We start from the raw sequence: 16,347 nt of genomic DNA on the forward strand, positions 1-16,347 counted from the left end.
AAGTGGTAAATCCAGCGGAAGTAGAACCACCTGAGAGGGATTCACAAATAGATTTGCGAATAGTATTTGGCGTCTTCGAGATGAGACGACGAACGCGAGGGAAACAAGTATTTGTGTTCAATATTCACATTCCTCTAAATGTTTTGTAATCATTCGTATTTCAGACTGCAAGTAGATAGAGCCATCCAAAGTGTTATACTGGTTCTCACTCTCCACTTCTTTGACCGAACAGCGCTACGTCATCACATACCACTATGACTCACCAACCAAATCACACTCAAGATGCAGAGAAGCTCGCGATACACAGCGGCGAGGAAACCACTTTCTTTCGTGACCTCGTCGAACACGCGCTCGATGGTATTCTTACCCTTGATCAGGGAGGAACTATCGTCTATGCGAATCACGCAGCTGAACGCCTCTTTGGGTGGTCTGATGATGAGTTCATCGGCCAACCAATGACGCAATTATTCCCCGAGCGCCACTGCAAAGCTTATTCCACATCATTCTATCAACGCGTTCACGATGATGCACAGGAACTGAACCGTAAGCATGTCGAACGTATTGGATTGCACGAAGACGGGTCTGAGTTGCCTTTAGCGTTCTCGTTCTACGAGCATGAGTACGATGGGCAGCGACTCTTTACGGCGATCATCCGCGATATTTCGGAACGAAAACAGCGAGAGAAAGAACTCGAAGATACTAAAGAAAAGTATGCTAAGCTCATCGAAACCGCTCCTGACGCGATCTTCGTTGCGGATGTTGAAACCGGCATAATCGAGGACGCAAATCAAGCTGCGGTATCGCTCATCGGTAAGTCACATGATGAACTCTGTGGAATGCGTCAGTCGGAGTTGTATCCACCGGAGCAGGCTGAGCAGTATATATCAAACTTCCACGAGCATGTTGAGCGCGGCAATGTTGACGATGATTCGACGGATGTGATTCAGCGTAGTATTACCCAGCACGTTGTCCATGATGACGGCCATCGAATTCCCGTTGAGGTCAGCTCCGGTGTCACCGAACTAGGTGATAAAACAGTTATTCAGGGGATTTTCAGGGATATCTCTGAACGACAGAAGCGAGAAGAAGAGCTCCGGCAAGAACGTGATCTCACCGACCGACTCTTCGAAACAAGCCCAATCGGAATTGGTGTTTTTACACCAGAGCGACGATTTATTCGGGCAAATGAACAAGCTGAGGAGATTCTCAGTATATCCGTCGATCGGTTGACGAGCCTTTCCTCTCCAAACGAAGAGTTCACCCTCTATGATTCCAAGAACGAGCCCATCGCACCAGAAGACGGCCTGTTAGCCCAGGTACGTGAGACTGGTAATCCGGTCTATGATTTCGAGGGCATTCTCGAGCGGTCAGACGGGGAGCGGTTTTGGGTTTCGATGAGTGCTGCTCCACTCTGGTCTCCAGAGGGAGAGCTCGAGTATATCGTCCTTGTTGGCGAGGATATTTCGGAACGGAAAGAGCGCGAAGACGCTATCGAACAGCAGCGTGACCGCCTCAAGACACTTAATCAGATCAACCGACTCATTCGTGAAATCAACCAAACACTCGTGCAAACCGCAACGCGTGACGAGATTGAGACCCGCGTCTGTGAACGACTCACCGCGTCCGATCTGTATCAGGGTGCATTCATCGGTGAACGATCGTTACCAACTGGCGGAATCATCCCCCGCACAGGCGCTAATCTCGATGTGGCTTATGTAGAGATGATTGACAAAGCGGATCCGACCGAGACCGCCACCGGTGGCGCTGCCAAAGCGATACAAACGGGAGAGATACAACTCATCCAGTCGATCAAGGCGGATTCACGCTTTCCGGAGTCGATACGAGATGAAGCGCTTACCCGAGGCTATCACTCAGTAGTATGTGTGCCACTCATCTATGGAGCGACAAAGTACGGTGTGTTGGTCGTTCTTACGTCTCGGCTTGACGCATTCAGTGACCGAGAACAAGCTATCTTCGAGGAATTGGGAAAGACGATTGGCTACGCAATTCACGCTGCAGAGAGTAAGAAACTCCTCCACACAGACAGTTACACTGAACTCAAATTTGATTTGACGGAGACGGCGGCGTTTTTTATCACTGCATCTGCTGACTTACAGTGTTCAATTATCCTCGAGGAAGTTATACCATCAACAGACAAAGAACTCCTCTACTACGTCACCTTGGAGAATGCTACAGTAAAGCAATTTCTCGAGCTAGCACGCCAGCACGCACCCATCAAAAAAGCCCGCTGCATCAGTACCGAGTCAGACAAGAATCTGCTTGAGGTCGTATTTATGAAGGGATCAACTGCCTCACAACGTCTGATCGAACAGGGCGCTCGTATCAAACACGCGACGGCGACAGAGGGGACAGGAACGCTTGTCGCCGAAATTCCTGCCGATGCTGATATCCGAGCGCTCACAAAGGCAGTGCAATCGCTCTACCCGAACGCCGACCTCACAGTGAAACAGGAGGTTGAGCAATCTTCTCAGCCACCCTGGGAGCAGCACGTACGGCTGATACACCAGTTGACCGATCGCCAACGAGCAACCTTGAAAGCGGCGTACTATGCAGGGTACTTCGAGTGGCCACGTGAGAGTACTGGCGAAGAGGTCGCCAATTCGCTCGGGATTTCAGCCCCAACGCTCCACCAGCACCTCCGGGCGAGCGAACGCAAGATCATTACAGCACTCTTTGAAGAAGGGGAAACAACGGCCTAGCACATACAAGCACACACTATGAGAGACTCATAGAGATCGAGATCGTGTTCACTACTTCGTGAATTTGTCTAATTGAGTACCAGTATATTACATTGACTCTGATATTTGTTCGCATGGAGGTTTTGAGGCTACATCTGAGGATATTGAGTCGGTCCAACGGGTTGCTCGAGCTTCATGGCATCAAGCGCATGATCATATCATCGGGAAAGAGGCGGTCGAAGCCATCATCGACATGTGGTACGACCGAGAATCACTTGTGGAATCCATTGGTCGGGACGACTCCTCGATGTTCCTTGCCGTCGATGATGGGACGGTTGTTGGATTCGCTCAGGTAGGACCGAGTGACGATGGTCCTGCTGATGCAGTCGTCGGGCGAATCTACGTCCTCCCCGAGTACTGGGGGGAGGGAGTGGGGACTAACCTCCTGGACCGATTGTTCGACAGTTTTCGGGCGGCAGATCACGAATATGTCTGGCTTGCATTATGGCTGACAACGACGTGAGGAGATCGTTCTATGACAAACACGGCTTCGAAGTACATGACGAACGGACGGTCGAATTCGTTGAACAGGAAGTCGACGACATCGTGCTCGTCCGAGATCTGTAGATACACCGGTTAGCATCGCTCGTTGCCAAGAAAGAGATACGTCTCTCAGACCATCACTATTCATAGATCATCACACCTAAACCACAGCCTGACTATCGTACACACTCGTCTGCCAAATCGGATGCCATTCTAACGTCGACCTCCACATTCGCCTATGGATGTTCGTGAAACGGAGCCATCAGACAGTGAAGCCGTCCGAAATGTCCACTCCGAATTCATCACAGAACTCGGGCGAGACGGCTACACCCAAGAACAAGTCAATGCGTGGGCCCAAGGGTGTGAATCTGCAGACTATGTCGCGCAAATCGAGGCAGACGATAGCCATTTCGTTGTCGCCGAAGACGAGAGTGAGATCGTCGGGTTAGGCTTTGTGACGCTCAAACCACCTGCGGAGTATGAAACAACTGTCGACGCCGAAGTCACTGGCGTATACGTCCATCCCTCGGTGGCTCGGCAAGGGGTAGGAATGTAACTCTATACCGAGTTAGAGCGAGCTGCACGAGAGGCTGGGTTTCAAACACTCGGCCTCTCAGTGACGCTCCACGCGGTTCCCTTCTACGAGTGGCATGGCTACGAACGAGTCAGAGAGTACATGCACGAATTTTCTAGCCACGAATCAATTGTCGTGACCGGGACAGTCGTGGAGATGAAAAAGAACCTCTGATGTGCTAGTCGAGACCATTCTAACCCTCATTCTCTTCCGCATGAGTGTAAGAGACCACAATCATAGGGGTAGGAGAAGTCGTTTTCCAGAGTGGCGCTACGAGAGCATCTCTAGTGTCTCACAGACACTCTGTCGGAACCAGTTCGCTCGTTGCTCCGTTTCTTCTGCTCCATGCTGATTCTGTACATACAAGGATTCGAAGTAGTAGACTTCATTCAGTACTTTATAGAGCGGCGCTCGCCGTTCAAATCCGGTTGGCAGCGCTCGGACTGACTCGTAACCTGCTCGGAAGAGTTCCTGCAACCCATCAGTGTCGTGGTTGAACGTTGGGAGGGCGGTTCGCCAGTAATCGAACTCGCCGGGTGCTGCAATCACGTGCTCGAAATCAACGATAGAGACTGCTTGACCATCCACTACCGAAATGTGTTCAGGAGTTGCCCAGCCGTGGCAGCAAACAGAATCACCTGCTCCGGTGAGGATATCCGGATGGTCGATTAGAAACTCGATAACAGCATCTGCAACATCAGCGTGACCATACTGAGCGAGAATCGGGCGATGCCGACGGATATAGTCGGTTGCAGCCGCATGCCAGTCATCACTTCCAGCGACCGAGATTGCTTCACCAGCGGGGATGAAGTGACCGTAGGTGTCGAGTAGCGGGGCAGTTTCATCGTGGAGGGTCGCAAGGAGACGCCCCGCGGCGTCTGCCCACATTTCGTTCAATTCTCGTCCCACGTCAGGTGTTGGCGCGTCTGGATGCCACGCAGCAATATAATAGTCATCCTCGACGTGCAGAATTTCAGGGACTGGCACGGACGTATGTTCGCTGACAAACGCGGTTACGCACCCCTCAGTTGCGGCCTTTCCTGTTGGTTCAGTATTGCCCTTGTAGACGGCGTGTTGGCCATCGACATAGACTTCGTAGACCTCATGCGGCGGCATATCGCGAAGTTGGCGCACGATTCGGTAGGTGGTATACTGTGCTTCGAGGTTGTTGTGGACATCTCGTTTCATAGCTGGTATGCCACGTGACGAGTGACGGTCGGCCGCTGACAGCGGAGTGCTGTCGCTACGGCCGAGAGAAGACATTCAAACTATCTTGACGAACCATATTAAATATTTAGTTTCCACCTGACCTAGTAGGTGTATGGATGTGAACGATCCCCGAGAGCAGTATCCAAATCTAATCGAAGACACGGTTACTGAGCACGTTGATACTACAACATTTGATGCCTTAGCCGACAACGAAGCATTCACCGCTGGGTGGGTTGTCGCAACGGTCGTCCTGGACGACGATGATCGGATCCTCCTTGCGTATCATGATGACGATGATTCATGGTTGCTCCCAGGTGGATCTGTTATTCTTGGTGAAAGCCTTGCGGAGACCGCCATTCGCGAAGTAAAGGAAGAGACGGGCGTCGAGATTGTTCCTCATCGTCCGCATGCAGTGGTGCACAATCGTGTCGAGTGCAATGGTCAGTCGCGGTCATTCAACGTCGTTCTGTTCTCCGCACACCCGACGTCAACTGAGATTGGGGATGATTTAGGTGAACCAGGTGAGCCGATTACTGATGCAGAGTGGTTTGCAACACTTCCGTCGAATGTCTTCGAACGTGAACTGGCGCAACGGGTCGTCGAACGAGCTCGGTCACGCAGATAACGTTCTCTCTGTACTACAGACGCCTTTTGGACTCAAACATTCAGTCTAAGTCACCTTCAACAGCGGTAATTCGACCATCAAGGCCCGACCGTGCGACCACTCGACGCCAGTAAAGGGTGGCAATGGGCCGATGCGACTTGGATGTTACCGCCTACTGAAAAATGCTATCCAGCTTTGTTGCCCAGACCGGAGTTTTATCAATCGTTCAGTCGATTGTTATCGGTATGCACACCACCAGAGGGAGACAATGACTGGCGAAGCCCGCGACCCTACTGGGGACGAAGGGCCGCTCGCAGGGCTCACCGTGCTCGACACCTCGCGTGTTCTCGCAGGCCCGTTTTGTGGAATGCAGCTCGGTGACCTTGGCGCGGATGTCATCAAGATTGAGCGGCCGGACGGGGGGGATCAGACTCGCAGGTGGACGCCACCTACCTATCGCGACTCTGACGAAGCTGCTTACTACTTGAGCATCAATCGGAACAAGCGCTCGGTGACGCTTAACCTCGCCACCGAGGCTGGTCGAGAGGTCTTCCGGACTCTCGCAGCCGACGCCGATGTGCTGCTCCACAACTACCGCGTTGGCAAGATGGCCGAGTGGAATCTTGGCTATGAGGACCTGTGCGAACGCAACCCCAGCCTCGTATACTGCCACATCACTGGCTACGGTGAGTGGGGACCTGACCGAGACCGGCCAGCCTACGACCTCATCATTCAAGGCGAGGGCGGCATGATGAGTATCACTGGTGAGGAAGATGGTGCGCCCGTCCGCGTTGGCGTGGCTATCACCGACCTCGCGACGGGCTATTACGCCACGCAAGCAATCTTGGCCGCGTTGTTCGAGCGGGAGTTTGGCGATGGGACTGGACAGAAGCTCGATCTGAGTTTGCTGGACTCCGCGGCGGCCCTCAACACCTATGCTGCGATGTTCTACTTCGCCACTGGCGACCCTCCTAGCCGCCGGGGAGGTAAGATTAGAAACATCGTCCCCTATCAGGTGTTCCCAACCCAGGATGACTACGCCGTTATCGCTGTACCTTCTGAGAACCTGTGGTCGAATTTTTGCGAGGCGCTAGACCGGGAGGACCTATTCGACGACGAGCGGTTCGCCACTAACGATGATCGCGTGCGAAACCGAGATATTCTCGAACCGTTGCTGGAGGAGGAGATCTCCGACTATACTACCGAGGAGATCGTCGAGCAAATGCAGGCTCACGACGTCCCTGCAACGCCAATCAACGATATGGAAAACGTCTACGACCACCCCCAGGTTCACGCCCGTGGAATGCGAGCCTCGGTCGACCATCCAACCGCTGGGGAAGTCGAGATGCCCGGCGTTCCAATGCACTTTTCCCAGACGCCTGCCAGTGTGCGTACCCACCCGCCGCTCTTGGGTGAACATACCGATGAGGTACTCGAAGAATATGGCTACGATGATATAGAGATCACACGGCTTAAGCGCAATAACGCCATCTGAATCGGCTACCCGAATCGCCCGTCAGCCACCTCATTTGCACCAGGGGGTAGACCATAGAACGTCCTATCGTGGCGGCAGTGACGTGAACACCCGGGAAGAGCAACTAGTTATGAGGTCGAGAATAGACAACCGCGAAAGTAGTCCTGGCCACAGCACGTCTCGACCTGATGGCAGAGAAGCAATGGCGGCTCCGATCCAAAGCGCCGCGAAATACCAGGGTCATCTACGCTTCAAGCGGTTCAAGATCGGTGAACCCCGACCGTCGAACCCGATCTGGATCTACGTGTTCCATTAGTGCCAGTTCCGACTCGTTCGGGGGAACCGTCCGTCTGGGATCGTCGAAGGTCACTTCCCAGCTGGTACGCTCGCGAACCGTCTCTCGCGAGATACCTGGATGAAGGGAGACTGCGCGCAATTCGCCGTCGCGGCGTACAAACTCGCATAGCGGCGTCACCAAGTACGTGAGGTTCCCTTGTGCCGTGGTGAAGTCTACCTCTGCAGGGAGCGAGCGCGCTCGGTGTTCAGTACGCCAGGCCCACGCCTCATCCACGAGTGAAAGCAGTGACCCACTCCCACCGCCACCACCGAATTTCACCTTCGGTTCGTCCCATGAGCCGGCGATAGTGTTGTTTAGTCGGCCCAGACGGTCGACCTGGGCACCGCCGACGAACATCACATCTACGCCACCCCGAGCAGCGAGGTCAAATGCTTCCGGCGAGGTGAAGTGGGCAGTTGCACCTTCAAGCAGGTGCGCGCTCTCGGTCGAGACGGGCACCGCCTCAGGCTGGCTGTTCACCCCACCCGACGCACTCAAGTGAGTGACGCCATTGCGCTCGTTGGCCATCCGAAGTGCAACAGTGGGGAGTGGTGATGCAAATCCCTGGAACACAGTCTCTTTTTCGGCGAGTCGGCGAGCTATTGCCGCCGTCATCACCTCAGCAACTGTCACGTCGGCGTTGGGAGCTGGGTCACTGCTCACAGGTTGACCTCCGGGGTTGCCACGTCACTGCTCCAATTGATAGCCTCTACAGCGGGTACAGCACGTTCGCGGTAGGTATGTTCGTCGTCGCCGAGATACTCTGCGAGATAGGCGTCAAGGTCACCTTCGCGGGAACGCTTGAGGTACGTCCGGAGGTGTGTGGCATCGTAGTCGTAGGCACCTGGGCAGCTCGTGGGGTGAGCACCGTAGGGCACTTCGGCGACATCGTCCACAAGGAACCCCGGAATATCTGTTTCGCCAGGGTTGTCAGTGAACGCTTCATTTCCAACCACTCGTTCAGTCGTGACGAACGTGCGGTTGGCCGCCTTTGCCACCAAGCTCTCGGTGAGATCAGCGCCGTCGAAACGCGCATTACCGTCGCTGTCAGCCTCAGTGGTGTGAATTACCCCAATATCGGGTTTAACCGTTTGAACGGCTGCGGTTGACTCGCCGGAGAACGGATCCTCAACCGAGTCGAAGGCGTCGTTCACGTCAAGGAGATCGCTTCCAGTGAGGCCTGCGACAGGCAAGAAGGGTACGCCTTGTACAGCACCACGTAGCATCGTCGCCACGGTGTAGCATGTACCTTCTCGGGTATTGATCTCTCCATTTTCAGCACACCGCCGGAAATTAGGTGCGAGTCCAAGTGCCTCAAACCCGACGTAGCCGTAGTGTACCGTCGTAGCATGGCCGGTCCCACAGGGTAGGTCCACGTCCATCGAGTTTGCCAGGCCCATCAAAGTCACGTTCGAGATGTCCTGGCGAACGAGTTCACGAACAAACGCCATCGGGGCCCGGTGGAGAGTCTTGCCAGCGAAGGCGATAGTCGCCCCGTCATCGACTCGGGAAACGAGGTCAGCAAGCCCCGTCATCAGTCATCCACCAAGGGTTCCAACGTCACGTCACATTCGATGTTTGTGTATCCCGATTGAAACCGCTCTATTTCCTTCTCTTCTGGGTTAAATGCATGGCGCTCAATACAACCCACGTCTGCGCCGAGTAAATGGACACTGACGCTTGGCTCTGTCGACGTCGTTGTCACCGAGTGAATGTCGTTGTTCGGCGGCACTAACTCGTAGAAGTCGCCTCGCTCCATCTGCTCAGTTCGAACCTTCTCGAGTTCGGCATACTCATCGTCTGGATGGTAATGGTCGTCGTCGTTTACGCGACGATAGAAATCCTCGCGCTGTTCGCCGTCGTAGATACCGACGAGTCCCCATGCCAGATGGTCATGGACGGGGGTCTTTGCGCCCGGCGGGAGCACCAGCGTGAACAGTGCAAGATCGTGGCCCTCGCGATAGAGCAGCCACTGGGCGATGTCCTCGCCCATCTCACCTCGGTCTTCGTAATCGTCAGGTGGGAGTTTTTGATACATCTCGGGCAGCCAGTCATCGTCAGTCAGTAACTCCCCAAACGGTTTCTCCAGATCCGCAAGAAGTGGTTCGACCTGTTCGTGTTCGTTAGCGGTCGTTTTGACCGTTTCAATGAATGAACGAATTCGTTCGTTGTCGACGAAGTACTCCTCCTTGGCCATACTCGAACTATTCTACATGATATATCGTAAAGATTCGGGACAGCACGATGGTGTAGGTAGGACAAATATAAATTCTCATTGATATTTTGTCCGCGGTGATGTCTATCGGTGAGTACGGGTTTTTGATTCAGTCAGAAAAGTAAGTCTCCCTCGGACCACTTATATTTGAATGGGAAGGAACTGCACATCACTGCTCCCAGTGTAAAAATGCCGTTGAATGCCTGTACTGCCGAAAATGTCCATTAACCACTCATAAGATTAGATAGTGCTATAGCAAAACATGTACAAGAGCTTGCCTCAATTCAGAGAAGGCGCGAAATTATCCTTCTATTCGGCCGTCAATCCGACTAGCATGCTCTGAGATCCACCCAAGCAACTCAAACTCCACGATCTACCTCTCACTACTGATCTTGCTGCTGGCGGTCTTCCTGAACGGGGAACGCGATTTCGACGGTCGTTTTATACTCGGTGATCTGGCCGTTCTCAACCGTGGCTGTCCAACCTTCGAGATCGACGCCGTGGATATCGTCGATCGTTTTGCTTGCTTGGCTGACCGCTTCTTTTGCGGCGGCTTCCCAAGACTCTTCGGACGTTCCGAGGACTTTAATGACTTTCACAGCGGTCATGTTACTCTCTACCATGGCCGTCGATTAGACTCTTATGCCCACCTGAAAAACTCCCCTGTTCGGTTGAGAATCAGAAGAGCTTCAGTTCCCTAGAATTGTTCGACCGAAATTCCCCGTCATTGGGGCGGTTCATGTATGCCGAAGTCGAGAATCAGTCACAACCTTCAGTATCCGATCCTATTCTAAACGGAGCCAGGCGAGCGTCGATGTGGATAGCTAAACGGGCTTACTGGCATTGTGTCACCTATCTCGTTGACGTTGATGACGATTACAGCAGCGGTTCTCGTTTATGCGGATGAGGTGTTTCTAATTGATGTTCAGAATGTGATGGATGTGTCGTGCTCTTCGGTTAATCGGGCGAGCCACGGATCTCGCCCGAGCTCTGCCCACTCCGTGAGATTTTCTACAGTGATATTCCGCGCTGTGTCACAGGGTTCATATACAATGAATTCATCGAGTACATGGAATTTGTGATTGGTGTCTCGGACGGTGTTACTACGCTTCCCGCGTGGCTCCCTCAGTTTTCGATAGTTGGAAAGACAGTCGTATATTACCTGCTGTTTTTCGACGTTCTGAAGTTCATTGCGATCCCCCTGACTCTTGTTTGGCTTGGATATGCCTTCGGACGCTATCGTACAGCGAACTCAAATTCACGCAACTAAGCGGATCTCTCCAATATTGTGGTAGGTTAGCGCACTATTTCAATAGATCTCTTCGGATATGAATCTTATTGAGTGCTGATCGCTAGTAGAACATATGAGCGAGAATGCCGCACTCATTGCCCGGATTATCGAGCATAATACGGGAGGGCAAAATCTTGAGACAATTGATCACGATTACATTGGCGTGATTGCAAGCCATCACAGCCGCTTTGTTGGAGATCTCGATAACGCGATAGCCGAGGCTCTTGCCGAAGGATACATCGAAGAGCAGGATGGCGAATACGTCGCGACAGTGAAAGTCTGGGATCTCGTTCCCGGTACTACTAGCTAGTCGTTCGATTTGACTGCGTGTTGTACTCTTCCGCCCTCTATACCTCTCTTCAACCGTTCCTAGTAGTAGCTCAGATGAAACCCTCACAGTCTGCCAAGAGGTGCGTGCTGCATACAGAGGATGAGTTCAGCGCAGCGTTACCGACAGATGAGATAGCCAACGACAGAATCGTTCGTATGAACTGTTAGAACGGTCGAACTGTATACTAGGCGCGTGTGGGGCCAGAATATTTCCAGTTACCGTCGAAAGCGACTGTTACCCGTATTGGGGGTAGCGCATAACTAATAGCGAAGCGGAGTATGTACTCGCCGGCCAGATTACCATACGCTGGATGGACCTCGTTGAAAACTCTCCTGCAGGTAATCGCATAGCAAATCACCCGTATCATGTCTCAAAATGTACCGGCCGAATACGAACCTATCGAGTTCACTAGCGAGGGAACGCGCTGTGCGGGCTCTCTGTACCGCCCGGACGAATCACTCACGACGGGCGATCCGCCGGTCGTGGTGATGGGGAACGGCTTCGGACTGCCCCGTCAGGCAGGCCTCCCTGCCGTCGCACAGCGGCTCACGGAACACGGACTCGCGGCGATGACGTTCGACTACCGATCGCTCGGTGAGAGCGGCGGCGAACCGCGAAACGTCGTGATCCCGTTCCGACAGCTCGTCGACTGGCAGGCTGCCGTCGGTCATGCGCGTACCATCGACGGCATCGACGGAGACTATATCGGCGTCTGGGGGTTTTCGATGGGCGGTGGCGGGGCATTCGTTACTGCTGCGAGAGAAGATGTTAATGCGTACGTCGGGCAAAATCCAGTGCTTGACGGGATGCGAGCCATCCTCTACATCACGCGACAGATGGGACCGGTCTACGGACTCCGCACGACTGCGGCAGGTATCCGGGACCTAGCCCGAAAATGGACCGGACAGGAGCCCTACTACATCCCCATCTGGGGCAATTATCCCGAGGACCTCCCGGCGTTACCGACCAAGGGCTCGAAGAAGGGTCACGAGGCCGCCGTCGGACCGGAGGCAGACGATCCTTTGGTGAATCGCTGTGCCGCGCGCGTGTTCTTGACCTTCGGCCTGTACCGACCCGTCTCGGAAGCTGGCCGGATCAATTGCCCGGCGCTTCTTGTCGAGGGAGCTCGCGACCAGATCGCCCCGAGGAGTGCCATCAAAGCAGCGGCCGCCCATCTCTCTGATGTCAAGTGGGTCACCTACGATATCGATCATTTCGGAGCGTTCGTCGGCGATACGGCCGATGAGATTGTCGAGGAGGAGGCCGCATTCCTCGAACGACACCTGGTCGAGGCCACCTGAAGTCGTGCGTTAGTGATCCTCTCACGAGAACTACGCGAGTATCGGTACGGCCCGATTCTTTGAGTCTGATCGTGCAAGATACGCGCCCTGTATTCAGCACGCCCGCTGACACCTCTCATCTCTCATTTGCTGAGGATCTCAACAACGCCTTATTAGTATACCATGCTAACGCATGAGATTGGTATCTGATAGAAAATATATTTATATTTATTTAGTAACCCATGAGAAACTTATCTTAGTGGATGCAATAACTAATCCTAGAAACACCGCCTGCATCGAAACGTGAGTGATAATCCCTATGACATCGATTTCACCTCCGAACGACGCTGATCATGTATCGCACAGCAGACGGGCGTTTCTCGCAACAACCGCCAGCCTCGGCCTTGCATCACTGTCCGGATGTGTGTACAGCAGTGGAATCGGGGCAGTTGATAATGGATCGAGCGGCACCAATCGCACGAATTCAACAGCATGCCGTCGGGACTCGATCCGACAAAATACTCCGACCAGTTCAAACACCGAGTCAATATCGCGAACAAAGGCGCAGACACCACTGGGAAGCAAGCGATCGATAACGTCCTCGACCGTGTGATCGACGACGATACACTCGTCTACTTCCCACCTGGTCGGTATAAGCTGAATACGAGCCATCGCCACGTTGGACTCCGCAATCTCGGGATTATCGGACAAAATGCCGTCCTCACGCACGGCCGTGTGGATGCGATCAAGGGATTCGATGTCACCGAGGGCGAGTATCACGGTCCCGCTCAACATTTCAAAATCGGGGTGCCTGACACGCCACACAGGAGAGTATTCGTGTTTGGTGGGTTTACGGCTGATTGACGCGGGAAAAACGAGGGAATGCAGATTCTGAATCACCGATTTCCCGGCAGTGTGGTGATTCAGAACATTCGGCAAGTCGGGATGCATTCGCTTGGATGTCGGGGGCCATTCCGACTGAATCCTGCGACCGAGAATGCGTTCATTCGGGCGCGGAATATCGACATCAAGCATGGCGGTCTCACCTACCAGAAGACGATCAACACGCGAGATACGTACGACGGTGGCCCGTATGCTGGTCGCTCGTGGGCGACATCGGGGATTACGATGCACCCACGCACCCAGGGGAAGCTCCGCTTAGAGCGTGTCATCTCTCTTAGTATATAATTTGGCATCAAATAGATATCAACCACAGGATGGCAAATATAATAGAATCAAAAAATGACTTAGCTATTGGAATCGGAGAGAAGCCCTCATCTTTGTCATCAGAATCACCATCAGTAAACGGTCATTATGAGACCAGAACTATCTCGTCGTCTTTCCGCTTATTTCCATCATCCACACTAACCGGGCTGAGAAAAGGGGCCAACTAGTAGCGGGAGTAGTCAGCCAGATCGACACCGTCCAAGACAGCAAGAGGAGCGCAAGGAAAAGAGCCGAAGCAAAGGGGGTGCAGCAGAACCTGATCAGCACGAACAGAAACTCGCCAGCCAACAGTACCAGCGAAAAAGATAGCAGCGACTGAGAAGATTGGCCCCCAAGATCAACAAACCCCGATGACTGTGTCACCCCACTGACCGAGTGATAGCCAGTACTGCATAACAGGGCTGTGAGAAGGCACAGGACAGTCACAGCAGCGACGATATCCGACAGGCACTCTGCCGGGACAGACCGCAGAAATCCGCTGTAGGACACCAGAGGGGTGCCAATAACCGTACTGGAGTGGGGTGCCCACTGTCTTCATGTAACGTCTGGGTACCAAGCGAGCCTGTAGAAGTACAGCAACGAAAAAGGAGTGTTAGCGTTGGTAGTAGAACTCAACGACTTTGAAGACAGCCCAGATAGTGATGAAGATGGAGCTGATGAAGATTACATTCATCCAGAGGAGCGGCAGTGGCTGAGCGACCCCAACGAGGTCAAGCCCAACGCTGATGAGCTTTCCAAGGGCCGAATAGATGAGTGGACCAATGAAGATCAATGCGAGCAGAGACGCACCAATTACTTCGAGAACGTTCCGAGTATAGGGCTTTTTGAGTGACTGAACAACTGAGATCATAATCACTACTACAACGGCAGTGATAATATAGATTTCTAAAATATTTTTGTTTATCTAAATATACCGGTACAGGGTTTTTCCGCGATTAGTCGACCACAATTAGTCAACGATAGATCCCAGTTCACGGCTCTATTGGGTGCCAAATGGGCGCCATGCTGGGGTGCCAATAGGAGAAAGACCATCTTCCACAGAACGCACGAGGGGGCGGCAGTGAGCAGCACTGCCAGACTGTCCACAGGAAGTCAAGGGGAACCGCCCCTGCGACGGTACAGAGCAGCACTCTGGACTGTCCAAGACTGAGCAGCACACCACAAGTGAGAGTGCTAGAGCCGATTGGACTGTCCTCTTAGTACCAGCAGGAGTGAGTCATCTCCAGCGACGGTGGGACTGTCGAGCGAGCGCTACGTACATCGGAACTCTGGTGTGTCACCAGAGTGACTGTCAGAAGAGCTACGACTGACTGGTCTGCTGGCCAAAACTTCCGGTGAAAACTGGAGTGGTTCATCTGGGTGGGCACCCGTTTCTGCCGGCCGACTGTCCACCATTCGGCAGTCGCCACGCACAGCTACGAGTGCAAACTTCGGTCAATCGCCTGGGCTCCTTAGGCGATTGACCCAAGCTGCCGGTTGAAGACGATCGCCTCCAGGGGTTGAACCCGTGGAGGAGCCGGTCGAGGACGCCGCTCCATCAGGAACCTTGGAGGACGTGCTCAGCGACGTCGAGTTCCCAACGACGAAGGCCGGGAAGAGTGCATTGAGGCCGTCCACGCCGCCTACGAGTACCTCCAGGCGAACGGGAAGGCAACGATACGCGAGTTCGTCGCCGAGGTGGTGCCGGAACACTCGGTCGGCTAGGACGTCGAGAGGTCGGCCCAAGGCGGTAGCGACTTGACGTACACGAGGAAGGAGGAGAACCGGCGGCGTAACACTCTTAGGCCCATATATCCGAATATATTATATGGTCAAAACCATCCGCGTCTCGGAAGAGTATCACGAGTGGCTGAACGCCCACAAGAGGAGCGGTGAGACGATGGAGGAGACGCTGCGCCGAATGACGCGTGGTCCTCACCCCAGCGACATCGCCGGCCTCCTGTCGAAAGAGGATGCGGAGGACGCCAAGGAGGCAGTTGACCGCCTCCGCGGACGTGACCGCGTCCGTCTCGACGCCGCCCGTAATGCCTTCGAGAGCAGTGACACGGGCGAATGATCATCGATTCATCGTACCTGTTCGACCTGATGGCGGAGGATCCTGCTGCGTTCTCGAAGGGGACGGAACTCGTAGAGCGCGGGGAGATGCGGTGGTTGCCCACTCCGGTCGTCGCCGAGGCCTACTACGGTGTCGCCACGGCTCAGAGCAATACGACCAAGCAGGAGGTACGAAACCGTCTCCTGGGCTATCCCCGGATCGAGGTCGATGAAGAGATCGCTCGGGTGGCGGGCGAACTACTCGCCGCTGCAGACGACCGCGAGAGCGGAAACGCTGGTATCGGGCCGAACGACGCGTACATCGCCGCGATGGCCGAGGTCCTCGACGATGCAGTTCTCACAGACAACGTCGATGACTTCGAAGCGCTGGGTGTTCCAGTCGAGACCTACTGAGTTCGTATCGGACTGCCCTGGATACCCCGGAATCCGGTGTATCACCAGCGGCTGTCAGGAGCTGGGGCTGACTGTCCACTGGTCACCAGTGGCGGTCATTCGCTCGCCGTCGAGC

General features: G+C 54.0%; 16 protein-coding genes. 10 read left to right on the forward strand and 6 right to left on the reverse strand.

The genetic code is table 11. The annotated features are described in order from the left end of the window. Nucleotides 1-254 precede the first annotated feature (254 nt). From LIW51_RS18425 to LIW51_RS18435, 3 genes are all read left to right on the forward strand, one after another. The gene (locus LIW51_RS18425; RefSeq protein ID WP_227377917.1) at nt 255-2,720 is read left to right on the forward strand and encodes a PAS domain S-box protein; all 2,466 of its coding nucleotides are present in this window, start codon (nt 255-257) and stop codon (nt 2,718-2,720) included. A gap of 199 nt (nt 2,721-2,919) precedes the next feature. Beyond that, complete coding sequence (locus LIW51_RS18430) at nt 2,920-3,222, forward strand: GNAT family N-acetyltransferase (RefSeq protein ID WP_227378271.1); 303 nt, start codon at nt 2,920-2,922, stop codon at nt 3,220-3,222. A gap of 258 nt (nt 3,223-3,480) precedes the next feature. Further along, the gene (locus tag LIW51_RS18435; RefSeq protein WP_227377918.1) at nt 3,481-3,798 is read left to right on the forward strand and encodes a GNAT family N-acetyltransferase; all 318 of its coding nucleotides are present in this window, start codon (nt 3,481-3,483) and stop codon (nt 3,796-3,798) included. 288 nt (nt 3,799-4,086) lie between these two features. Here LIW51_RS18435 and LIW51_RS18440 read toward each other — a convergent pair whose 3' ends face one another. After that, nucleotides 4,087-5,004: a phosphotransferase family protein gene (locus LIW51_RS18440; protein WP_227377919.1), complete on the reverse strand. Its 918-nt coding sequence runs from the start codon at nt 5,002-5,004 to the stop codon at nt 4,087-4,089. A gap of 133 nt (nt 5,005-5,137) precedes the next feature. On the opposite strand from LIW51_RS18440, the gene LIW51_RS18445 reads away from it, so the two are divergent. Then, entirely contained in the window at nt 5,138-5,650 is a 513-nt protein-coding gene (locus LIW51_RS18445) for an NUDIX hydrolase (protein WP_227377920.1), read from the forward strand. A 247-nt stretch (nt 5,651-5,897) separates the two neighbouring features. After that, nucleotides 5,898-7,124, forward strand: coding sequence for a CaiB/BaiF CoA transferase family protein (locus tag LIW51_RS18450; RefSeq protein WP_227377921.1), 1,227 nt, complete (start codon nt 5,898-5,900; stop codon nt 7,122-7,124). Between the two features lie 223 nt (nt 7,125-7,347). On the opposite strand, the gene LIW51_RS18455 is transcribed toward LIW51_RS18450, so the two are convergent. The 4 genes from LIW51_RS18455 to LIW51_RS18470 form a co-directional block, all read right to left on the reverse strand. After that, the gene (locus LIW51_RS18455) at nt 7,348-8,103 is read right to left on the reverse strand and encodes a CoA-transferase (RefSeq protein WP_227377922.1); all 756 of its coding nucleotides are present in this window, start codon (nt 8,101-8,103) and stop codon (nt 7,348-7,350) included. Next, nucleotides 8,100-8,975, reverse strand: a complete 876-nt coding sequence (locus LIW51_RS18460) for a CoA transferase subunit A (protein ID WP_227377923.1) — start codon at nt 8,973-8,975, stop codon at nt 8,100-8,102. The genes LIW51_RS18455 and LIW51_RS18460 overlap by 4 nt, the downstream gene beginning before the upstream one ends. After that, nucleotides 8,975-9,637 carry a cysteine dioxygenase family protein gene (locus tag LIW51_RS18465; RefSeq protein WP_227377924.1) on the reverse strand — a complete coding sequence of 221 codons (663 nt, stop codon included), beginning with the start codon at nt 9,635-9,637 and terminating at the stop codon, nt 8,975-8,977. The genes LIW51_RS18460 and LIW51_RS18465 overlap by 1 nt, the downstream gene beginning before the upstream one ends. Before the next feature lie 401 nt (nt 9,638-10,038). Next, nucleotides 10,039-10,263, reverse strand: a complete 225-nt coding sequence (locus LIW51_RS18470; RefSeq protein ID WP_227377925.1) for a dodecin family protein — start codon at nt 10,261-10,263, stop codon at nt 10,039-10,041. A 756-nt stretch (nt 10,264-11,019) separates the two neighbouring features. Here LIW51_RS18470 and LIW51_RS18475 point away from each other — a divergent pair. Beyond that, a complete protein-coding gene (locus tag LIW51_RS18475; RefSeq protein ID WP_227377926.1) occupies nt 11,020-11,256 on the forward strand; it encodes a hypothetical protein in 237 nt (78 codons plus the stop codon). A 386-nt stretch (nt 11,257-11,642) separates the two neighbouring features. Beyond that, nucleotides 11,643-12,578: an alpha/beta hydrolase gene (locus tag LIW51_RS18480; protein WP_227377927.1), complete on the forward strand. Its 936-nt coding sequence runs from the start codon at nt 11,643-11,645 to the stop codon at nt 12,576-12,578. Between the two features lie 330 nt (nt 12,579-12,908). Here LIW51_RS18480 and LIW51_RS18485 read toward each other — a convergent pair whose 3' ends face one another. Further along, nucleotides 12,909-13,592: a hypothetical protein gene (locus LIW51_RS18485; protein WP_227377928.1), complete on the reverse strand. Its 684-nt coding sequence runs from the start codon at nt 13,590-13,592 to the stop codon at nt 12,909-12,911. Nucleotides 13,593-14,382: 790 nt separating this feature from the next. On the opposite strand from LIW51_RS18485, the gene LIW51_RS18490 reads away from it, so the two are divergent. From LIW51_RS18490 to LIW51_RS18500, 3 genes are all read left to right on the forward strand, one after another. Next, nucleotides 14,383-14,616, forward strand: a complete 234-nt coding sequence (locus tag LIW51_RS18490) for a hypothetical protein (protein ID WP_227377929.1) — start codon at nt 14,383-14,385, stop codon at nt 14,614-14,616. A gap of 975 nt (nt 14,617-15,591) precedes the next feature. Next, nucleotides 15,592-15,840: a hypothetical protein gene (locus tag LIW51_RS18495; protein ID WP_227377930.1), complete on the forward strand. Its 249-nt coding sequence runs from the start codon at nt 15,592-15,594 to the stop codon at nt 15,838-15,840. Then, nucleotides 15,837-16,232, forward strand: coding sequence for a PIN domain-containing protein (locus LIW51_RS18500; protein WP_227377931.1), 396 nt, complete (start codon nt 15,837-15,839; stop codon nt 16,230-16,232). Before LIW51_RS18495 ends, LIW51_RS18500 begins: the two co-directional genes overlap by 4 nt. Nucleotides 16,233-16,347 lie beyond the last annotated feature (115 nt).

Source organism: Haladaptatus halobius, from assembly GCF_020618475.1.
In the GTDB taxonomy this organism is placed as follows: domain Archaea; phylum Halobacteriota; class Halobacteria; order Halobacteriales; family Haladaptataceae; genus Haladaptatus; species Haladaptatus halobius.